Here is a 20,967-nt window from a genome sequence, read left to right as displayed (position 1 = left end):
TCTCCGTACCATTCCATCCCACTCATTCCCCTATGTTCTTTCCTTAAAGGGAAGTCTGATAAGTTTGCATGACCATAAACCACTAATTGCTATGCTCCGATAATACGGTTGAACAGCTCTAATAGCACGTCTTTAACACCGCTAGCATTGAATACCAGCCCGACAGCGATAAGAGCAATTACAAGGAAGCCGATAAGTTTGGAAAACTCTCTCTTAAATCCTAAGTAAATACCGATTACCACGATTGCCATAAGCACCAAGCTCTGGGCATTGCTTAAAAACCAGTTGTATAAATTCTGTCCGAAATTCATTCTTTATCAATCCTTTCCTTTTTGATTTCTTCCATCTCTTCGTCAGCCATTTTGCTGACCTGTGCGATACACATAAGGACGACACCGATACCCATTCCCAGCGATACCAGCACCAAGTCCTTGACAAGTTCTGTCATAATCCAAATTCTCCTTTACTCTGTGATAAGATCCGCTGTGTCCGCTGTCTGCTGTCGGATTATCTGCAAATGCTTTTCCGTCAGCTTTGCATTGTCCTCAATCTCTTTCAGATAGCTTGTGCTGTTGCCAGCGTCTATCTTTTTTAGCATTTTTAAGGTTGGGGCGACCTGTCGGCTTATCCAGCCCAGCGTCCTTTCCAGCGTGTAAGGCTCTGGGGCTGTCGTCAGCTTGACAGGCAGGCGGTCTTTCCCGATAAACCACGCCCAGCGGTCATTGAGTTTCCAGTCTGTCTTTCGCTTCTCTGGCTCTCTGTCCACGAAGCGGATATAATGATTAATGATAGAAAATGCTGTCTGTTCTGCATCATAATGAGTCAGCAGTTCACGGACGGCATAATAAGCTCTTTCATCTTTCAGTCGTATCTCGAAGCGGTTCTTTATGGGTGCTTCCTCAAGCGGTATTCCCAGCTTCGCGTACTGTTCGTAGTTCTTCTCGTAACAGCAGAAGTAGACTTCCGATTTCAGAGAGCCGATATACAGCGTATGTCCCATGCCCGCCTTGTCCTGCTCATGGGATTTTACCAACTCACCGGAAGCATAGGACTTGAAAGAACGGAACAGCGAAACACATTCCTCACGGTTACACTTGGCGGTCAGATCTGGAATATCCAGTATGCCCGCCCTGTCGTTAATGGCAAGGTCAAGGCGTTTCATCACACCACCCTCAATCAGAGCGTCCATGAGGAAGTCATACCAGCTTCGCTCCTGTGCCAGCAGATAGCTCTCAAATTGGCGACAACCTTTTCCTTTCAGCTCCAGAAGTGTGCCTTTTTCCTCGTCCTGCGAGGTATAGACGAACACATCACCCAGATAGTAATGTTCTGTATATTTGTAGTGTCCGTAATCCTCATGGAGCATATAGTCCATATTGAGCTTCAATATATCTCGGATAACATGCTGTATGTCCAGTGTAGGAAAACGAATACGCACATAGTCGAACAACAGGAACATGGGAGCGTCGGAATTGAATTTTTCGACAGCTTCCATGAGCTTTTCCTGCATATCGTCTGTGAGGTTGACCTTTCCCGCTTCGATACGGTTCAAGTGTTCACGGCTGATACCAGCCATGCTTGCAAGCCTTGTCTGGGACACGCCGTAAGATAAGCGTTTCTCTTTCAAGGCGGTTATAAAGGTGCTTTCATTCAGCCTGCATACCCCCAATCGTAAAACTGTGATATTTTCCACCGATTGTCACAGTCAGTCATGAATGAGAGAAACCCCTTATACCATGCGGGATTTCCTGACTTTTTGACCGTAGTTTCCAGCGGAATTGTGCCCCTCTGTTAGATACCGAGGGGCTTCTTTCGCTGGCGTGGCTGACGCCACACCAGCAGGGCTAGTCCGTTCCGTCGCCTTTCGCTTCGCACGTCGCCGTCCCGTCCTGCCTTGTGAGGACGAGAGAGCCAATAGCCTGTAAAAAATCATGCTCCTTTGGTACAAGGGGAGTATAAAACTCCGATATGACGCTCGTACCCACGTCACAATAGCCACGTCCTTTGATACGCTTTTGAAAGAACTGCTTCTTTACGTCGCTTCCGAAAAGCATACCGTAGCCAAGCTCGCTGATACGTCCCAAACCCACACGGAAGTTGAAATTATCTCTGATACCGTCTGAAAAATACTTTGCGTCGGGACGCTGGCAGGCGACAATGAGGAAATACCCCGCCTGTCTGCCAAGCATGACGATTTTCTTCAACTGGCTTAAAAGGCTTATGCTTTCCTTTGTCCCCAGCATTTCCAAAAACGCCACATACTCGTCAAAGATAAGGAAACAGGGCGATAAGCCCAGATAGGCATAGTTTTCCCCTGTCTTGTAGTCTGGGTGGTGCTTCATTTCCTCGCTTCGCTGTACCATGCCCTCATAGAATGCATTAACACATTCAATCATATCTTCTTTGGTGTGGTACACGTTATCCATGACCGTACCCAAATCTGCAAGGTCAGCATTCTTAGGGTCTAAGATGTAAAGCTGGGCTTTGGTCTGCAAGAGGGCTTCAATGATTGTCAGCAGGAAATAGGTCTTTCCACCGCCAGTCCCGCCACAGATAAGGGCATGAGGGAGTGCGTCATATTCCCATATAAGGTTCTTCATCAGACGCAAGCCCCCGTTTTCAGCCTTTACCTCGTCAATCGTGATACGGTTCGCTATCATGTCATAGAGCAGAGTGTATTCAATATAGCCATCATGGAGCGTCTTGTCGGTCAGCTCACAGTAAAGCCCGCTTTCCAGCTTATCTTCCAGCCTTAGTAGCTGGTCTTGATACTTTCCGAGCGTAATTTCACAGCGGATATGGAGCAGTCCCGTTTCCATCTGATAATAGATTTTCGGAAACCAGATGATTTTTTCCTTTGATCTGCTCTGCAGGTCAGTGAAAAAACCGCTGTCCTGTACGGTCTGTGTTTCATACCACTTATTGTCCAGTATCATGCGTGCTAGCTTTTGACGGTGCAACAGCTTCTTAAAGCTGTCATGGAAGAAGCGGTAATATAGAAAAGCGACCAATGCACAGGCAAAAGTCGCTATCCCTATGGTTATGAAGTTGTATGTGGAAAGCGTAATACTGTTATTCAGTAAACTGAAATGCTCCCAATCGGTACGCAGGAGCTGTCCCATGTTCAGTAGCAGAAGAACCACCACGAACAGGAATAGAAGAGTACATACACAGAAGCGGTACACAAGGTTCTTGTCGCTGGTTCTGATACGCTTTCCCCTGTATTTGTATAGGTTCATAAATACCCCTTTCTGGATATGGAAAAAGCGGTCAATCGTATAGACTAACCGCATTTTTCTAATTAGTAACTTTTTCCCATGAAAACCGATAGTTAGGAATATCTTAAAATGGAATTTCTGACATACTTGATGTTAGCACATTAAATTTATAACCATACCTTATTATTAAGTCAACAACTATTTCTTGAAACCATTTAGGCGAATATGGAGAAATATAGACATTTTGTATTAGTTTGTTCAAATCTACACTTATCTCTATTCCAGAATTTTGTGTATTACTAAAATCATGAATAATCGCACGAACTTCTTTTTCGTATTCAAAAGATTTGCGTTTACACCAAAATTCTTCGTTTGGTCCTATAAATTGCTTTGAATAATCCACATATCGAATTGGTTTGATAGCTACTTTTTCTCCCAATTCTTTTTTCAGATTTCCATATGATGTTTGAATTGCAATAGCATTTTTTACATTAACAGAATACATTTTCCACATTGCTTCGGACTCAAATTCACTGCGATACCAACAATTAATGTATACTCCTTTTTTCCAAGTTTGTGATATTTCTTTTACTAATCTTTTTGCATTATCCTTTAATTTCTCTGGTTCAATTTTATGCCAACGATTATCTGGTGCTGTTATGATAGAAGCTCTAGCAAAACTAAAGTAAAAGTCATCCCATGCCTTCTTGTTTTTTAATTCACCATGAGCACCTTCATATATATCGCTAAATCCGTCTGGTGCCGAGAAATATAAGGTACTGTTTTTTAGTATACTTATAAACTTTGCTAAGTCCATATATCGCCAAAGCTTATCTTCATCTTTTAACAAAGTTTCTGGCGAGACATTAGAGCTGGTTCTATTTTCATGTTTACCTTTGCTTACAGAATTATAACAATTTTTGTGTACAAGCAGAAAGGGCCCTTTAGGTAATTCTATTTCAGTAACACATTCGCCCTCTTTAAATGCTTTTTTGCATATTGGACAATGGTTTAAATCTTCTCCTTTATTGTAATTATAATCCTCGTATATCATGACAATTTCTCCTTTAGAATTACATATAATTAATATCTAAGATAATTATACCGTTATAAAAATTACCCTACAAGAAAAAGATACTTGTTGATTATTTTTTCTGCTGTCCCTGCAGAGCGTGGTTCTGCGGATTGCCTGCGGGCTGACTGCCTTTGTTTTTCAGTACAATATCATCAGCTTTGATGTACCATTCCACATCTGCCCCTCGGTAGTTGGCGTTTGCCACCGTATCGGCAACGGGATTGATAAGCTCCACCTCGGCATTGTACGGGTAGTCCTTGACAGGGATTTCCGCTGGGATAGATACCTGTATCGTGCGTTCCTGCTGACTGCACCTCAAGTCATAGGTTCTACGCTTGATTTCCTCGCTGGTCGTTCCGTCCTCATTCTCCATACGCACCTCATGTCTTAGTGCGGAAAATTTCAAAACACCGAAGGTCTTTTCCTTATTTAATACAATTCCATTCGCTAATCTCATAATCTGTTATCCCCCTTTACTTACTTTCCCCGGCTGGAAGCATATCATCAGCCGTTAAGATATAGTTGGTATAGCCACGACCTCGCACGTTCTTTCCCTCGGCGGTAATCTTCGGGTTGACGAGCTTGACTTTCTGCTCATATTTGAAACGCTTCTCCCCAGCCTTTGCGGGAAGCACCACGATAATGTCGTCGGCTCTCTGAATGTCAGAATACAGGTTATAGCTTCTTGTCATGGGAACAAAGCGACCATTGACGCGCTGTTGCTCCACCTCATTTTCTCCTGCAAACTCCAAGTTACCAAAAGTCTGTGCCATGTCTGGCACGATATATTTCAATTTCATGTGTTCCTACCTCATTTCTTTCTATAATTGATATGTGGGGAGCTACACTCCCCACGCCTCTAGTAAACTGTTCTTTGTTTTCTGCCGTCTCTGAACCCACGGCGGGGAACGCTCTTTCTTCATCATAGGCAGATTATCCTATGAATGTTTACGACGCTTGATGAAGTATGTTCCTGCTACTCCTGCACCAGAAAGAACAAGAAGCCCTAAGAATAAGGTAATGTTTGTATTATCGCCTGTCTTTGGAGCGTCACTTGTTTTTGTCGGTGTATCTGGTGTGGTCGGCTGTTCTGGTGTAGGTTCTTCTGGCGTTTCTGTTACTTCTGTGATTGTTATCGTCTGCCCGTCGTCCTCAATATCCTTATGCTCTGTAACCTTAGTCGGCTCATCTGGATTACTCAAATCGTATAATTCCTCAAAGGTCACAAGGTTCTGACCGCCAAGAGCAGAAGCATTGAACGTGTATTCCATTTCAATCTTCATTTCTTCATCATCAGCAGTAAAGGTATAGCTGTTTTCTACACGCTGTCCGTCGATAAGAAGCTCGGCATTTTCCTCTTTCAACATCTGCCAGCCTTTCAACTGATATTTTGTGCCTTTTTCCAGCCCGTCAAGCGTAACCGTGTCAACGATTGTTATCTCTTTACCAGCCACGATAGACTTCTCACCGTCCTTGCCTGTTGCTGTGGTATGGATAGAGATTTGTTTCTCGTATTCATCAGTAAGTGTCCCTAAGTCAACGGTCACATTGTTTCTGGACACCACGATTTCAAACGGTGGGATAAGCTCAAAGCCTTTGTTGCTGTCACAGCGTAATTCCTCAATGATATACGTATCATAAATCAAAGCACCTTTGCTGTCGTCTGGCTCGCTTGTCCCGAACCAGATACCGTCCTCGCTGGTCTTTCCTGCGTTGGTATTGTTCTTATGGGAAGCCCAGTCGGAAGAAGTGGAGAACTGCCCGTTGTCGTCGGTCACGATAACGTGGCTCTCACCTGTGGTCTTGCTTATGATCCTAAAAGGAACTCCCGCAAGACGCTGGTGTGTGCCAGCACCAATCTTGACACCCTCTAGGTCGCCACGCTTCACTTGATTGTAGATTGATGTGTCCGCACCTGTAAGGTCAACGATTTTTCCATCCTCTGTGATTTCAAATTCAATCGGTTTCGTACCGTCTGTCAGATAGCCCTCTGGTGCTTTGCTTTCCTCGATACGGTATTTCCCGTATGGTAACAGGTCGGCAGAAGTAGAAGCTACGCCCTCAATGTCAGTAAGGATTGTCTTTACCACTTCACCTTTCTTGTAGAGCTTGCCCTCAACAAGTACGGTATTGTCATTAAGAGAAACGATTTCAAATTCAGCGTCTTTCAAAGTCGCACTTCCTTGACCTTTTGTATCGCTGGTTTCCAAATCTCGTTTCTGGATTTTCACACCGCCACGGATAACCTTGTCTGATACATGGTACTGATTGCTTCCAGACAGTACGGCAAGGTCGCCGTCCTCGGTAATCTGTGCAAGGTACATTCCTTTAATTTGTTCTTCACTACCATTTGCCTGCATATACGCACCATCAAGAAGATAGCCGTTTGGAGCTTTTGTTTCCTCAACGGTCAGCGTTCCTAAAGGAAGCACGTTCTTTCCATTCTGTGTATAGAAACTGTCCCCAGATACATTGTATTCATCAGAAAGGCGGGAAATATAATGGATAGTGCCGTCGCTGTCTTTTTCAGCGATTGTTTTTGTCACCCATGTTTTCGTCGGCTCGCTAGGGAGATTGTCAGCGGTATAGTGTCCCGCATAGAATTTCCATGTGAACTCCACACCCTCTAGGGAAGCGTCGCCCTGTGGAGCGTCTTTCTGTGTTTCCATGTCAATCTTGAATAATTCAATCAAGGTGTTTGTGACCTTTGGTGTATCGGATACGTTCAAGGTCGCTGTCTTGCCAGCTTCCACATTTAAGGAATATACAGTGCTGTCCACCTTATAGCCAGCAGGAGCAGAAACCTCTTTGATATAGACCGTACCAGCCTTTACTTCCACGGTATCCGTGTTTCCGCTGTTATCCGTCGTAAGGGTGACAAGCTGTTTCGTACAGCCCTTATCAGAATAGACACCATAAGTCGCACCAGCGATAGAGTAAAGCCCGTTTCCGTCGGTAACGCTGGCATTACTGGAAGTCTTTTTCAATGTGGCATTTCCTACAGCAAGTTTCGCCCAGAACTGTCCAATGTCCTGTCCTTCGCCAGAGTAGATATAACCACTACATTCATAGCGTCCCTTGTTTGCACTGACAAAGGCTTTCGCCCCAGCGTACACCTCGTCCTGTATGGCTTTCGGAATTTCATCATAAGAAGCTCTGACGCTATCGCACTGCCAACCCAGATGAACACTTAATCTCTGCCATATGACACACTGTTCAAGAAGATAGACCTGTTTATAGTTCAATCCGCTGTGGCTCTGTGTGTACTGCTTGACATATTCCAGTGATAGGGCAACGTCAGAAATCTGGTCGGCACTCATGCGTGTGCTTGCGTCGGCTCTGGTCTTATAACCGTTCTTGAAGTTGGTGTTGATGTCCACGCAGTAAGCAGTCTCGCCCTCAACTTTCATAATGCCCTCATTAAAGGTCGAACCGATAGAACCGTCATTCATAACCTTTTCGATATAGCCTGCTCGCTCCGCACTTTCTGTCCAGTATTGCGTTTCAGAAGCGTGGACTGCCGTTGTCGGCAAAGCGGTAACGACAGTCGCAAAGGCAAGGAAGCCTGTGGCTAATCGCTTCAATATCTTTTTCATAGCTTTAAATTCTCCTTTCGTTTTGGTAAAAAAATAGACGCTCATTTCTGAACGTCCTACATTGAAAAGGGATACTTTTTTGCAAGTACCCCTCAAATTTAGTATTTAATTGTTTGTGTTCCCACACTCTATATCAACTACCACCGAAACATTGATATAGTTTTTTATCTCCTTATTTCTGATTTTATCGCCCTCGCTCGTAAAAACGATATGCTTGAAAAAGTGCCTAAAATTAAGGATTTCTACATAGTTCGTCTTTGTAGCAACACACAAGTCTCCACATGGCTGGTCCCAGGGAACATATCCACGGCACATGCCTTCTCTACTTGATACCCAGCTTCCTCCAGCACTTCTAAGTCTCTCACCAGACTGGTCGGCTTGCAGCTGATATACACCATAGAATCCACACCAAAGTCGATGATCTTCTTCAACGCCTTTGGATGAATGCCATCTCTCGGAGGATCTAATACGATAAAGTCCGGTTTATCCTTGACGTCATCGATCACCTTTAATACGTCTCCTGCGATAAACTGGCAGTTGGTAAGTCCATTGATTTCTGCATTGACCTTCGCTGCCTCTACCGCTTCTTCGATAATCTCTACACCCACTACCTTTTTGGCAACTGGTGCCATCATCTGAGCGATGGTTCCTGTTCCACTGTATAAATCGAAGATGACCTTATCCTTCGTCTCGCCAATATATCCACGAGCGGTTTCGTAGAGAACCTCCGCTCCTCTGGAATTGGTCTGGAAGAAGGAAAATGGGGAGATTTTAAATTTCAGTCCCAGAATGTGTTCATAAAAGTAATCTTTTCCATATAGTGTGTGGGTTTCATCGCTTTTCACCACATCGGATAAGGAATCGTTGATGGTATGCAGAAATCCTGCCAACCTTCCTTCTAATGGCAATGCAAGAATTCTCTCTACCAGCGGCTGGAAATCATGCTTCTGCTGGGAGGAGGTGACCATATTTACAAGAATTTCTCCTGTGCTGACGCTTCTTCTTACCACCAGGTGGCGCAGAAATCCCTCATGAGACATCTTATGATAGAAGGAAAATTCCTGTTCCATGCAGTAGGCAAGAACGCAGTCTAAGATCTTTGTATAGTCCTCATGAACGATTTTACAGTCGGATACGGTAACAATGTCATAGAATCCACCCTTTTTGTGCATGCCAAGAGCCAGAGGACCATCTTTGTATTCATCTCCAAAGGAGAATTCCATCTTGTTACGGTATGCCCATTGTTCCGGACTTCCCTTGATGCCTTCCCAGACATAATCCTGACATACGCCATCTAACAGACCTTTGACCTGAGATTCTTTGATGGCCAGCTGATTCGCATAGCTGACTGTCTGATAAAAGCAGCCGCCACAGGCACCAAAGTGCTGACACGCAGGCTTGGCATCCTCTAATTTAGAAGGCTCTACGACTTCTAAAAGTCTTCCCACAGCCTTTCCTTTTCTTAACTTCTGCACTTGGAATCTGACTTTTTGTCCCTCTATGGTCCCTTTGATCGTAATGTCTCTATCTTCTATCGTGCATTTGCCCTTGTTTGGGAAATCCACTTTGGTAATCGTTGCTTCTAGTTGTTGTCCTTTTTTCATGCTTGTCTCCTTATGTTCTTCGGAGCCATTTCTTTATCTTTGACAACAGCCCCGTTCATATATTTAATTCATCAAAATGAGAATGATAATATCCGTGTCCAAAATGAGCTTTCCCATTGTCGTCGATTTCCATCATGAGAAAGGTTGGCTTTCTCCCCATCTGACGTGGATAGGTCAGACTTCCCGGATTTAAGATGGTCAGCTCATCATCCACCTCAAAGTAAGGTACATGCGTATGACCGAACATGGCAATATCCACACCCTGTTCTCTTGCATATGCTTTTAAGTTATCCACTCCACTATTTACATAGTAATAATGGCCATGCGTTACTAAAATCTTATATCCTTCGATCTCAATGATTTCTTCCATTGGCAGATCCAGATAATAATCGTTATTACCGGACACAATGGTGCATGGACAGCCTACCAATGCGCGAACATAAGCATCTCCACGCTCCAGATCTCCACAATGGATCATATAATCAATATGACCAACCTGCTGTAATACACCTTCAATATCATCATTTCTTCCGTGGGAATCACTAATTACTAAAATTCTTTTCATGCGAATCCTCCTATATCAATTCTTTCATCTTCTGTAAGGCCTTCCCACGATGGCTGATTTTATTCTTTTCTTCTGGAGCCAACTCTGCAGAAGTACATCCATATTCCGGCAAGTAGAAGATCGGATCATAACCAAATCCATTCTCTCCCTTACTTTCATAGCCGATTATTCCTTCAATGGTCCCACGCACAGTTTTTGTCATTCCATCCGGAAATGCTGCTGCAATGGCACACACGAAACGAGCAGTTCTTTTTTCTTCTGCTACGCCTTCCATGCGTTCCAGGATGACACGGTTCTTTACCTCATAAGGGGTATCTTCGCCCAAATATCTGGCAGAATAAACGCCTGGTGCTTTATCAAAATAGTCGATTTCCAATCCGGAATCGTCTGCCAGCACAAGCTCCCCTGTCTCCTTCATAATTGCAGTGGCCTTGATCAGTGCATTTTCTTCAAATGTTTTCCCATCTTCAATAATTTCAATTTCAACTCCTGCTTCCTTCATAGAAACAATTTCATAATCCATATCCGCTAAGATCATGCGGACTTCCTTCATTTTTCCTTCATTTCCTGTTGCAAAGATGATTCTCTTCTTCATATTGCCTTCCCCTCTTATCTTCTCCTTGGAGGCTTTGGTCCTAAAAACTGATAGTAATAGGTTTTAAGCATCCCATTATATATCTTTCGATTCTTATTTGCCTTTTTCCCAATATATTTTTCTGCATCTTCATAAGAAGTGATCAGGTACTTGGACCAGGTATCCAGCTTGTCAAATGCCTGTCCTATCTGTCGGTATAATTCTGGAAGATCTTCCTTCTCCTCCAGTCTTTCCCCATATGGCGGATTGGTAATGATAAATCCATATTTCTTCGGATGACTTAATTCCTTGACTTCTCGCTGCTGAAGATGAATCAGATGATCCACCCCTGCATCCTCTGCATTTTGCCTTGCTGCACGGATCATACGCCCATCTATATCATATCCCTGAATATCCATGGACACGGAGTCATCGATCAAGTCATTGGCCTCCTGAATCGCCTCGTACCAGTTCTTCTTGGCAATCAGGTTCTTCCAGTTCTCAGAAGTGAACGACCGATTCATACCTGGCGCAATATTGGCTCCGATCATGGCTGCCTCAATCGGTATCGTCCCACTCCCGCAGAAAGGATCCACAAGGATCCGATCTTTTCTCCATGGAGTCAGCATGATCAATGCTGCTGCCAACGTCTCTGTCAGAGGCGCTTTGCTGGTGAGCTGACGATATCCCCTTTTATGTAATGGCTCCCCGGAAGTATCCAATCCAACCGTAACTTCATCTTTCAATAGGAAGATACGCACTGGATAAGAAGCTCCCGTCTCCTGGAACCAGTTCTTATGATATTTCTGCTTCATACGTTCTACCATGGCTTTCTTGGCAATAGACTGAATATCCGGTGCACTGAATAGCTTACTTTTAGTGGTAGATGCCTTGGTGACCCAGAATCTGGCATCTTCCGTCAGATATTCCTCCCATGGAATGGCCTTAATTCCTTCAAACAATTCATCAAATGTTTCTGCATGGAATCTTGCAGCCTGCAAAAGAATGCGGTCCGCCGTACGCAGGAAGATATTGGATCTTGCAATTCCTGCCATATCTGCAAGAAATGTAATCCTTCCGTCCTCTACTCGTTCTATCTCATATCCTAAATTTTGAATTTCTCTCTTCAATATTGCCTCAAGCCCAAAATGGCATGGTGCAATCAATCTTATCTTTTCCATGAATTCTCCAATCTTCAAATCCGTATCGGTTAAAACATATATTTTTTATTGTACCTTGTTAACCCTTTACATGTCAACATACTTATCGTTTCCTTTTATTCCTCCGATTACATTATACACATGACATCCCTCGATGGCCATATCTCTGGCTGCCCGCATGCTCTGCATACCATTGTCGCAATACACGATATAGGTCGCTTCCTTCTGAAAGGAAGTGTTCGAAAGCTTATCATATGGAATGTTGACTGCTCCTTTCAAATGACTCTTCTGATACTTTTCCGGTTCCCGCACATCAATCAGAATCACTGGATAATGCTCCATCATCCACAATGCCCGCTCCAGAGTGATATTATCAAATCTCATAGAATCCCCTCTTTCCTTCTTATTAATAGCATATTCATCTGTATCACTGTATGGACCAATCGAGTAGGAGGAATTTCTCTTGATTGAGAAATTCCGACCTCTCACACCACCGTGCGTACCGTTCGGTACACGGCGGTTCAATCAACTTAACAAGTAACACACCTTTCGGTGTAGTAATCTAACATTGAGACTAATCCGAATGAGGTTAGTCTCTTATTGCTTATAGCTTGGCATACATCTGAACCTCGACATACTCTTGCGAACCCTTTAGCGTAGGATGTTCGCTTTGCTGCCCATTGGGGCACGCCTAGTTTCATTAAATTCTTTGCCCTGTTTTGTGGTGTTTTCCATTGTTTCCATATACACATACGAAGTCTGAATCGGATATGTTTATCCATTTCTCTGCACAGATGTTTCATACTCCCTATCTTGAAGTAGTTAACCCATCCTCTGATAAGTTGATTGAGTTTCTCCACTTTGTAGCTGTTGCTTACACCCCAGCTACGACAGGTGAGTTCCTTCATCCTCTTCTTGAATTTCTCAACTGATTTTGCATGTGGCTTCGCCTTGTATTGGTGTGCTCTTGAATCAAAATAGAATCCAAATCCAAGGTATTTGAGTCCTTGCGGTTTATCCACTTTACTCTTTGTCATGTTGACCTTAAGCCCTAGTTTCTCCTCAATGAATCGAGAGATATTTCTCATTACTCGATTTGCAGACATTTCACTCCCAACCATAATGATACAGTCATCCGCATATCTCGCGAAATTGAGCCCTCGCTTTTCCATTTCTTTGTCAAGTTCATTGAGCATGATATTCGCTAATAGCGGAGAAAGATTTCCTCCTTGCGGTGTTCCTATTACAGAGTCTTCATACTCATCATCAATCATAATTCCACTGACAAGATACTTTCTCACAATGGAGATGACATCTCCATCCTTGATTGTTCTTCCAATTAAGGTCATCAGCTTGTCATGATTTACTGTGTCAAAGAACTTTTCCAAGTCAATGTCTACAATCCAATCATTACCATCATTCATCATATCAAGTGCTGTTAGGATTGCTTGTTGTGCACACCTATTCGGTCTGAATCCATAACTGTGGTCATGGAATTGTTCCTCATAGATTGGTGTTAGTACCTGTGCAATGGCTTGTTGTACAAATCTGTCTGTTACCGTTGGTACTCCTAGGTTTCTGACACCACCATCAGGCTTTGGTATCTCCACTCTTCGTACTGGTTGAGGTTTGTATTTTCTTGTCCTCAACTGTTCCTTGATGATTTCGCCGTTCTTTGCAAGATGTTCCTTGAGTTCTGTGTACTTCATTCCGTCCACTCCCTCTGCACCTTTGTTTCGTACGACTTGCAGATATGCTCTGTTGAGATTATCACTAGATAATATCTGCTCCATTAGATTACTTGTGTCCATGCGTTCTTTCCTTTCCGTCTCGCTTGATTTGACCATCTTTTACCCGATTGGTTACGGCAGATGTTGTCATTTCTGCAATACGAGACATACTCAAACTGATTGATTGTTCGCCCCTTCACTCCATCCCCATTACAGAGACTTCTTCACTACTATGGGCTCGGCTGATTTCTCACAGTTCGTTGTTACTAGGCTGATGATACCTCTGTGAGACCTCCACGCTTAAGGTGCACGCTCTTTCCTCTCATCTATCCGCCACATTTACTCGTACTTCCAGCAACTTTTGGACTTCATCTCCTTTTGCAGACTTATCCGTATTTCCGAGCCTTATATGTGATTTCTGTCCGTCGGACCAAGAGTTTGCTTACAGCTTCCTTCAGATTCCACCTCACGATGGACACCCTTGCTGTTCGGCTATACACTTCCTCGTTGCCTAGGCGTGTTCGGGACTTTCACCCGTTAGAGCGCGCCCATGGCGCGCAAACAAAAAGAGGGTCAAAATTTCTGATCTTGACCCTCTCTTTCTCATAACAGACTATCCGACTATGATAAAAGAACTATCTTTTATTGCTTCCAGATTCATTTGTGCTGTTATTTGAATTATTATTATAAGAATTAGAGTTGTTGTTAGCATTAGAAGCATTCTGGCTGTTATTCATTTTATTGCTCGCCTTGTTGCCTGCCTTATTGCCTGTTTTGTTTTTGTTTGATGATTGACTATTGCCAGTCTGATTATTTGCGTTGGTTGAATTTGCATAATTTTTAGCCATTGTCATAATCTCCTTTCATTTGATTACAAGAATATTTTGCTCCCTCTGCTTCGTTTTTATTCAGTAAATAATTTTTTTCAAAGCAAATATCTCCATAAAAACACAAAATTTGATTTTTTTGAATTTTTTTTATTAAAATACTTGCATTTCATGCTCATAAACTATACAATAAGGATGTAGATAGTCATGCTATGTGACTCTACACACTATATAACCCCTTATTAATTATTTATACTCCCCTCAAAAGTGCCAAGTGACTCCCTCACTTGGCACTTTTACTTTTTACATGAAAAAAGCAGAAATGAAGAAAATTCTTCATTTCTGCTTTTTTTCTCATATTGGTTAAATCACCGCTAACTGATCAAATCCAGTCAATAATCCTCGTACAATCTCTACCATCTTATCACAGTCGCCTTCTCTTTCTCCTTCTAAGTTCAAAGGCATCAATGGATCATGAAGGGATAATCTAAGAAGTGCCCATCCTTTTACTTCTTCAGAAGCAAATGCCAGACGTACACCTTCATAAGAATTTGGAGCAACGGTAATTCCCTGTTCCTTTGCTCTTTCTTCAAATACCTTCAATACATCCTGTCCATAAGCCTTGAAATCTTCTCCGGACAGCTTCATACGATATTCTCTGGATTCAAACTCTGGTTCTAACTTAGCTACAAAGAACTGTAACTGTTTTCCTTCTTTCTTCGCAAGAGCTGCTGCGATCAATAACTTAACAGCCATGTAAGCTCCATCGTCTAAGAAATAGTTCTCACTTAAAGCACCATGTCCAGATGTCTCAATCGCAAGTGGAGATACGATTCCTTCCTCATTCAGACGTTTGGATTCATTGATAACATTCTTATAGCCTCGTTTGAAACGGTGCTGCTTCATGCCTAATTCACCCTCTAAGAAGCGTGTCAGACGATCAGAGGTTACAGAATCTGTAACAATGGTTCCACCTGGATAGTCCTTTGCGATAATTGCTGCCATCATAGCGATGATACTGTCACGGTTGATCTCTGATCCATCGGATAATACTGCAGACATTCTGTCCACATCCGTATCAAAGATAATACCAAGATCCGCTTTGTTATCCAGTACCGCATTCTTAATCGCCTCCATCGCCTGTGCATTCTCAGGGTTTGGAATGTGATTTGGGAACATCCCATCTGGATTTAAGAACTGGCTTCCAGAGATATCTGCACCCAATTCTTCCAGTACGCGTTTTGCAAAAAATCCACCAGCACCATTACCAGCATCTACGACTACATGAAGTCCTGCCAGTGGATGATCAAAATCTTCTGCATTCACTCCAGCTTTGATCTTCTCACAAAGACTAGCTGTATATAAGGAAAGAGAATCAAAGCTTTCTGCTTCTTTCTCACATTCTGCCACTGTACAATCCTGAGCAACCGTCAGAATCTCTTTGATATCTGTACTTTCCAGCCCACCATCCTTATCAAAGAACTTTAATCCATTTCGGTTAAATGGTAAATGGCTTGCTGTGATCATGATGGATCCATCAAATGCTGTCTCTGGAAATACAATTGTCATAAACATGGATGGAGTAGATACCAATCCACAATTATATACAACTGCACCCATAGAAGCCATTCCCTTCATGACTCCGTTCTTCATAGCATCTGCAGTAATACGGGAATCATTCCCTACTCCAATTCTTAAATCTGCTGCTGCTTTCCCTGTCTTCTTAGAAAGCCATGTTACAAATCCCTGTCCGATTCTGTTGGCAATCTCGCCAGTTAAGTTGACACTTTCTCCTTCTACGCCTTCTACTGCGATTCCGCGGATGTCACTTCCATTCTGTAATTTTAATAAGTTGTCCATTTTGTTCTCTCCTTCTTCTTAAAAACGATTGTCTCTAAGCGAAATACCCACATACTATGGACATTATATCATACCTATGCAGTCTCTTCAAACTGAGAATTGTATAAATCACAGTAAAATCCACCCTGCGCCATCAGCTCTTCATGATTTCCTTGTTCAATAACATCTCCATCCTTTAATACGAGAATCAAATCTGCATTCTTAATCGTAGAAAGGCGATGTGCAATAATAAAGCTGGTTCGTCCCTTCATCAGATTATCCATTGCTTCCTGAATCAGCACTTCTGTTCTCGTATCCACAGAGCTGGTTGCTTCATCCAGAATGAGAATGCGGTTATCCGCAAGAATTGCTCTGGCAATGGTCAGCAGCTGCTTCTGTCCCTGAGAAATGTTCGTAGCCTCTTCATTTAATTCCATATCATAGCCATCCGGCAATGTCTGTACGAAATGATGCACATGTGCCGCCTTGGCTGCTTCCATCACTTCCTCATCCGTTGCTTCTAATTTACCATAACGGATATTATCCATAATACTTCCTTTAAATAACCAGGTATCCTGCAGTACCATTCCAAATGCCTCTCTTAGCTCAGAACGGTCAAATCCCTGCACGTCATGGCCATCAATCTGAATGGAACCGTCATCAATGTCATAAAAACGCATCAGAAGCTTTACGATCGTCGTCTTACCTGCTCCAGTCGGACCAACAATGGCAATCTTCTGTCCCGGTTTTACATGCAGGTTAAAATCATGAATAATCTGTTTGTCCCTGGTATATCCAAAGTTTACATGCTCAAAATCAACCTTTCCCGTAATGTCATCTGGTGTTACATTGCGGACCTCACCCGTTTTAGGATCCTCCATTGTGGCATGAAGAAAGGATTTCTGTTCCTCTTCATTTTCATCCAGAAATTCAAATACCCTCTCAGATGCTGCTATGGTTGACTGAAGCATATTGGACACCTGTGCCATCTGAGAAATTGGCTGAGTAAACTGTTTTACATACTGAATAAAGGACTGGATATCCCCCACTTCAATACTTCCTTTTATACTTAAGTATCCACCTAAGACGGCTACCGCCACATATCCAAGGTTACCGATAAATCCCATAACCGGCTGCATTAACCCAGATAAAAACTGAGATTTCCATGCAGATTGATACAAAATCTCATTGGTTTCTTCAAATTGCTTTAATACGGTCTCTTCTTTATTAAAAAGCTTAATGACATTATGCCCGCCAAAGACCTCTTCCACCTGTCCATTGACATGCCCTAAGTATGCCTGCTGTGATATAAAGTATTTTTGTGAATGCTTTACTACGATTCCAATCAAAATTCCTGAAACCGGAAGGGTAACCACTGCAATCAATGTCATGATCGGGCTGATGCTCAGCATCATAATAAAAATACCGATCACCGTTGCAACAGATGTAATCAGCTGATGCAACGTCTGATTGAGGCCCATTCCCAAGGTATCCACATCGTTGGTCACCCTTGACAAAACCTCTCCATAGGTTCTCTTATCATAATAATTCATAGGAAGACGGTTGATCTTCTCTGATAATTCCTTTCTCAGATTAAATGCCACCTTCTGGGAGATTCCCGTCATAATGAATCCCTGAATATAACTAAATACTGCACTGATCAAATATAAACTGATCAACAGCAGAAGGATTCGCCCAATCTTCTCAAAATCAATTCCAGCACCACCTTGTACCTTACTGACCAGACCATTAAAAACCTCTGTTGTTGCTTTTCCAAGAATCTTCGGTCCGACGATATGAAAAACCGTACTTCCGATTGTAAAAATCATGACACAAATAATGGCCAAATGATACTGTCCAAGGTAATGGACCAATTTCTTTAAAGTCCCTTTAAAATCCTTTGCCTTCTCGGCTGGTCTTCCCGGACCTCCATGTCCTCTTCTTGCCATGCTTTACACCTCCCCTTCTAATTCCTGCTTGCTTAACTGGCTCTTGGCAATTTCCTGGTAAACCGGATTGGTCTTTAAGAGCTCTTCGTGAGTGCCTTCCCCCACAATTCTACCCTCATCCAGTACAATAATCTTATCTGCATGCAAAATGGTACTGATTCGCTGTGCTACGATCATCACAACTGCATCTCCTACTTCCTTTTGCAATGCTTTTCGTAACGTCACATCTGTCTTATAATCCAACGCAGAAAAGCTGTCATCAAATATATAGATCTTTGGTTCCTTGGCAATGGCTCTCGCAATGGCAAGTCTCTGTTTCTGACCACCAGATACATTAGAGCCCCCCTGGGAGATCGGTGTCTGATAGCCCAGTGGCTTGGAATCAATAAATTCTTCCGCCTGAGCAATCTTGGCTGCTTTCTTAATAGTCTCTACAGTCGCTTCCTCTGTACCAAATCTTAAGTTGGACTCAATCGTTCCTGAGAACAACAATCCCTTTTGCGGAACATATCCAATATTCTCACGTAAAGAAGAAAGCTTGATATTCCGTATATCTTCGCCGTCAATGGTAATCTTACCCTCTGTAACGTCAAACAATCTTGGAATCAGCTGTACCAATGTGGATTTTCCGCTTCCAGTACTTCCAATAAATGCTGTGGTCTGTCCGGCCTTTGCAGTAAAACTGATATTCTGAAGCACCTCTTCCTTGGCACCTGGATACGCAAAGCCTACATTGTGAAATTCCACTTCGCCAGCTCCGTTTACATCCTTTGCTTCTTTGGCATCCGTAATCAATGTATCAGATTCCAACACTTCATCAATACGCTCCGCTGCCACTGCTGCTCGAGGAAGCATAACAGAAATCATAGTCATCATTAAAAATGCCATAATGATCTGCATTGTATAGGTAATAAATGCCATCATATCCCCAACCTGAAGATTTCCTGCATCAATACCATGCGCTCCAACCCATATGATCAGAACAGAAACTCCATTCATAATAAACATCATGGTCGGCATCATAAATGTCATCACACGATTGGTAAACAGCTGAGTCTTCATCAGATCATAACTGGCACCTTCAAAGCGTTGTTCTTCGTATTTTTCCCGGCTAAATGCCCGGACTACCGGAATTCCTGTCAGAATCTCCCTGGTAACCAGGTTCAAACGATCCACAAGAACCTGCATTTTCTTAAATTTTGGCATGGCAGCACTCATAAGAATCATCACAACCCCCAACAGCACAATGACAGCCAATGCAATAATCCATACCATGGACGTATCTGTATGAAGTACCTTTACAATTCCACCAATTCCCATGATCGGCGCATACAACACCATTCGAAACAGCAGTACCATCACCATCTGAACCTGCTGTATGTCATTGGTACATCTGGTAATCAGCGATGCCGTAGAGAAATGATTCATTTCCTCGTTGGAAAAGGATACCACCTTTCTAAATACCTTATTTCTAAGCTCCTTGCTGGTCACTGCGGCTAATCTGGATGCAAAGAATGTCACCAAAATTGCCATAACCATGCTTCCCATAGCCAACGCCATCATCTTCATGGCTGACTTCTTCAGATAATTCATCTGATATTGATCCATATCCACACCGATGGCCTTATATTCTTCCTGAATAAATGCCACCGCCAAAGAATCTCCCATCACATCCTTGAGCTGGTCAATATTTTCCTTGCTCATGGAAGCATTCTTCTCCAGTTTCTTTTGCATTTCCGGTGTAGATGCCATCATCTCCATCAGCTTAAGTTCTGCATCGGTTACCACTTCTGTCAGCTCATCCGCTTTCTCTTCTCCTAAGCTGTCATAATCCAGCACATAAAGATTGCTTTTTTCCAATGCCGGATATAATTCTTCCAGGTCCTTATCAGACCCTTTTTCGATCAGCTCATACGCATCCTGTACCAGTTCCTTTTCATCCGAATCGGAAATCATTCCAAGCAATCCCTGAAAGGTTTCTGGACGAACCGCTTCCGGTATGGTTCTTTCAATTCCTTTATACTGAATTCCCACATCTACAATATTGGATGTATACTGTGGCAATGTCAGCTCACAATATGCCTGGCCAAGCAGCAATGTTATGATGAGCACCATCATATACCATCGTTTTTTGGCAAACTTTAGAATCCTAATCATCTTTTTCTTCTGCCTCCTTTTCCAGCAATTCAAACAATTCTGCCATAAGATCCAAGAGCTGATCCGTCTTCTCTTCCCCAAACTCATCGAAAGCCTTCTTCATCAATTGACCTCTTTTCTCAAAATCTTTTTTCAAGATCTCGTTTCCCTTTTCTGTCAATATAAGATGGGTCACTCTGCGGTCAGATTGACTCTGGACCTGTTTGACATATCCTTTCATGGAAAGATTACGAATCACCTTTGATACTGCAGGCATCGTTGCCCCTATATGCTTTGCTACATCAGAAGTTGAGACAGACATCTCTTTCCCATTCTCCCTCATTTTGGATCTTTCAGCAATGGATATCAATGCCACATATTCTGCCTGTGGAACATTCAGATCCTGCTTCATTCTAGTAAATACTAATCTCATCTTATTCATCAGGAACGTAAATTTATGTATTTGATTTTTCTTCATGTTCTTCCTCCCAATTTATTTAACCTACTCAATAATTAATTAAGTTAACTTATATGATTATACACGTTCAAAAAGGGAAATCAAGATTATTTTTAGAATTTTATACTTTTTTCATAAACTGCAGATACGCTCTATAGAAAAGTAATGAGAAGATCAACCTACCACAAAAGAACTGCTGTCCAAAAAATATTCTTACAGCAGTTCTTCCTAATTTTT

The 20,967-nt window shown here is 42.6% G+C and carries 19 protein-coding genes; all 19 read right to left on the bottom strand.

Features of this window, described 5'->3' with window-relative positions:
* Positions 1-89 precede the first annotated feature (89 nt).
* Positions 90-311: a hypothetical protein gene (locus tag BHF69_RS00270; protein ID WP_029731849.1), complete on the bottom strand. Its 222-nt coding sequence runs from the start codon at positions 309-311 to the stop codon at positions 90-92.
* Positions 308-448, bottom strand: coding sequence for a DUF3789 domain-containing protein (locus BHF69_RS00265; RefSeq protein WP_075669089.1), 141 nt, complete (start codon positions 446-448; stop codon positions 308-310). Before BHF69_RS00265 ends, BHF69_RS00270 begins: the two co-directional genes overlap by 4 nt.
* A 15-nt stretch (positions 449-463) precedes the next feature.
* The gene (gene mobT, locus BHF69_RS00260; protein WP_083650926.1) at positions 464-1,654 is read right to left on the bottom strand and encodes a MobT family relaxase; all 1,191 of its coding nucleotides are present in this window, start codon (positions 1,652-1,654) and stop codon (positions 464-466) included.
* 190 nt (positions 1,655-1,844) lie between these two features.
* Positions 1,845-3,239, bottom strand: coding sequence for an FtsK/SpoIIIE domain-containing protein (locus tag BHF69_RS00255; protein WP_075669088.1), 1,395 nt, complete (start codon positions 3,237-3,239; stop codon positions 1,845-1,847).
* Between the two features lie 103 nt (positions 3,240-3,342).
* Positions 3,343-4,272 carry a hypothetical protein gene (locus tag BHF69_RS00250; RefSeq protein WP_083650860.1) on the bottom strand — a complete coding sequence of 310 codons (930 nt, stop codon included), beginning with the start codon at positions 4,270-4,272 and terminating at the stop codon, positions 3,343-3,345.
* Positions 4,273-4,363: 91 nt separating this feature from the next.
* Entirely contained in the window at positions 4,364-4,750 is a 387-nt protein-coding gene (locus BHF69_RS00245) for a YdcP family protein (protein WP_075669087.1), read from the bottom strand.
* 16 nt (positions 4,751-4,766) lie between these two features.
* Positions 4,767-5,093, bottom strand: a complete 327-nt coding sequence (locus BHF69_RS00240) for a YdcP family protein (RefSeq protein WP_075669086.1) — start codon at positions 5,091-5,093, stop codon at positions 4,767-4,769.
* Between the two features lie 138 nt (positions 5,094-5,231).
* Complete coding sequence (locus BHF69_RS00235) at positions 5,232-7,889, bottom strand: SpaA isopeptide-forming pilin-related protein (protein WP_143249440.1); 2,658 nt, start codon at positions 7,887-7,889, stop codon at positions 5,232-5,234.
* Between the two features lie 242 nt (positions 7,890-8,131).
* A complete protein-coding gene (rlmD, locus tag BHF69_RS00230) occupies positions 8,132-9,493 on the bottom strand; it encodes a 23S rRNA (uracil(1939)-C(5))-methyltransferase RlmD (RefSeq protein WP_075669084.1) in 1,362 nt (453 codons plus the stop codon).
* Positions 9,494-9,548: 55 nt separating this feature from the next.
* Complete coding sequence (locus BHF69_RS00225) at positions 9,549-10,058, bottom strand: metallophosphoesterase family protein (RefSeq protein WP_075669083.1); 510 nt, start codon at positions 10,056-10,058, stop codon at positions 9,549-9,551.
* A 10-nt stretch (positions 10,059-10,068) separates the two neighbouring features.
* Positions 10,069-10,653, bottom strand: a complete 585-nt coding sequence (locus tag BHF69_RS00220) for an XTP/dITP diphosphatase (protein WP_075669082.1) — start codon at positions 10,651-10,653, stop codon at positions 10,069-10,071.
* Positions 10,654-10,667: 14 nt separating this feature from the next.
* Positions 10,668-11,813 carry a THUMP domain-containing class I SAM-dependent RNA methyltransferase gene (locus tag BHF69_RS00215; protein WP_075669081.1) on the bottom strand — a complete coding sequence of 382 codons (1,146 nt, stop codon included), beginning with the start codon at positions 11,811-11,813 and terminating at the stop codon, positions 10,668-10,670.
* A 66-nt stretch (positions 11,814-11,879) separates the two neighbouring features.
* Positions 11,880-12,176, bottom strand: coding sequence for a rhodanese-like domain-containing protein (locus BHF69_RS00210; RefSeq protein WP_075669080.1), 297 nt, complete (start codon positions 12,174-12,176; stop codon positions 11,880-11,882).
* Positions 12,177-12,322: 146 nt separating this feature from the next.
* A complete protein-coding gene (gene ltrA, locus BHF69_RS00205) occupies positions 12,323-13,603 on the bottom strand; it encodes a group II intron reverse transcriptase/maturase (protein WP_158022527.1) in 1,281 nt (426 codons plus the stop codon).
* Between the two features lie 554 nt (positions 13,604-14,157).
* Positions 14,158-14,370 carry a hypothetical protein gene (locus BHF69_RS00200; protein WP_075669078.1) on the bottom strand — a complete coding sequence of 71 codons (213 nt, stop codon included), beginning with the start codon at positions 14,368-14,370 and terminating at the stop codon, positions 14,158-14,160.
* Positions 14,371-14,712: 342 nt separating this feature from the next.
* Positions 14,713-16,209: a phosphomannomutase/phosphoglucomutase gene (locus BHF69_RS00195; RefSeq protein WP_075669077.1), complete on the bottom strand. Its 1,497-nt coding sequence runs from the start codon at positions 16,207-16,209 to the stop codon at positions 14,713-14,715.
* Positions 16,210-16,283: 74 nt separating this feature from the next.
* Positions 16,284-18,137, bottom strand: coding sequence for an ABC transporter ATP-binding protein (locus tag BHF69_RS00190; protein WP_075669076.1), 1,854 nt, complete (start codon positions 18,135-18,137; stop codon positions 16,284-16,286).
* 3 nt (positions 18,138-18,140) lie between these two features.
* Positions 18,141-20,294 carry an ABC transporter ATP-binding protein gene (locus tag BHF69_RS00185; RefSeq protein WP_075669075.1) on the bottom strand — a complete coding sequence of 718 codons (2,154 nt, stop codon included), beginning with the start codon at positions 20,292-20,294 and terminating at the stop codon, positions 18,141-18,143.
* Positions 20,287-20,751, bottom strand: a complete 465-nt coding sequence (locus tag BHF69_RS00180; RefSeq protein ID WP_075669074.1) for a MarR family winged helix-turn-helix transcriptional regulator — start codon at positions 20,749-20,751, stop codon at positions 20,287-20,289. Before BHF69_RS00180 ends, BHF69_RS00185 begins: the two co-directional genes overlap by 8 nt.
* Between the last annotated feature and the right edge of the window lie 216 nt (positions 20,752-20,967).

This window comes from Anaerostipes sp. 992a, from assembly GCF_001940245.1.
In the GTDB taxonomy this organism is placed as follows: Bacteria; Bacillota; Clostridia; order Lachnospirales; family Lachnospiraceae; genus Fimousia.
Note: the sequence above shows the minus strand (reverse complement) of the source record. Positions and strands in the feature narration are given on the sequence as shown.

Excerpts from the sequence above, each read along its gene's own strand:
- BHF69_RS00270 (WP_029731849.1), bottom strand. The coding sequence starts at position 311 with ATGAATTTCGGACAGAATTTATACAACTGGTTTTTAAGCAATGCCCAG.
- BHF69_RS00265 (WP_075669089.1), bottom strand. The coding sequence starts at position 448 with ATGACAGAACTTGTCAAGGACTTGGTGCTGGTATCGCTGGGAATGGGT.
- BHF69_RS00255 (WP_075669088.1), bottom strand. The coding sequence starts at position 3,239 with ATGAACCTATACAAATACAGGGGAAAGCGTATCAGAACCAGCGACAAG.
- BHF69_RS00250 (WP_083650860.1), bottom strand. The coding sequence starts at position 4,272 with ATGATATACGAGGATTATAATTACAATAAAGGAGAAGATTTAAACCAT.
- BHF69_RS00245 (WP_075669087.1), bottom strand. The coding sequence starts at position 4,750 with ATGAGATTAGCGAATGGAATTGTATTAAATAAGGAAAAGACCTTCGGT.
- BHF69_RS00240 (WP_075669086.1), bottom strand. The coding sequence starts at position 5,093 with ATGAAATTGAAATATATCGTGCCAGACATGGCACAGACTTTTGGTAAC.
- BHF69_RS00235 (WP_143249440.1), bottom strand. The coding sequence starts at position 7,889 with ATGAAAAAGATATTGAAGCGATTAGCCACAGGCTTCCTTGCCTTTGCG.
- rlmD (WP_075669084.1), bottom strand. The coding sequence starts at position 9,493 with ATGAAAAAAGGACAACAACTAGAAGCAACGATTACCAAAGTGGATTTC.
- BHF69_RS00225 (WP_075669083.1), bottom strand. The coding sequence starts at position 10,058 with ATGAAAAGAATTTTAGTAATTAGTGATTCCCACGGAAGAAATGATGAT.
- BHF69_RS00220 (WP_075669082.1), bottom strand. The coding sequence starts at position 10,653 with ATGAAGAAGAGAATCATCTTTGCAACAGGAAATGAAGGAAAAATGAAG.
- BHF69_RS00215 (WP_075669081.1), bottom strand. The coding sequence starts at position 11,813 with ATGGAAAAGATAAGATTGATTGCACCATGCCATTTTGGGCTTGAGGCA.
- BHF69_RS00210 (WP_075669080.1), bottom strand. The coding sequence starts at position 12,176 with ATGAGATTTGATAATATCACTCTGGAGCGGGCATTGTGGATGATGGAG.
- ltrA (WP_158022527.1), bottom strand. The coding sequence starts at position 13,603 with ATGGACACAAGTAATCTAATGGAGCAGATATTATCTAGTGATAATCTC.
- BHF69_RS00200 (WP_075669078.1), bottom strand. The coding sequence starts at position 14,370 with ATGGCTAAAAATTATGCAAATTCAACCAACGCAAATAATCAGACTGGC.
- BHF69_RS00195 (WP_075669077.1), bottom strand. The coding sequence starts at position 16,209 with ATGGACAACTTATTAAAATTACAGAATGGAAGTGACATCCGCGGAATC.
- BHF69_RS00190 (WP_075669076.1), bottom strand. The coding sequence starts at position 18,137 with ATGGCAAGAAGAGGACATGGAGGTCCGGGAAGACCAGCCGAGAAGGCA.
- BHF69_RS00185 (WP_075669075.1), bottom strand. The coding sequence starts at position 20,294 with ATGATTAGGATTCTAAAGTTTGCCAAAAAACGATGGTATATGATGGTG.
- BHF69_RS00180 (WP_075669074.1), bottom strand. The coding sequence starts at position 20,751 with ATGAAGAAAAATCAAATACATAAATTTACGTTCCTGATGAATAAGATG.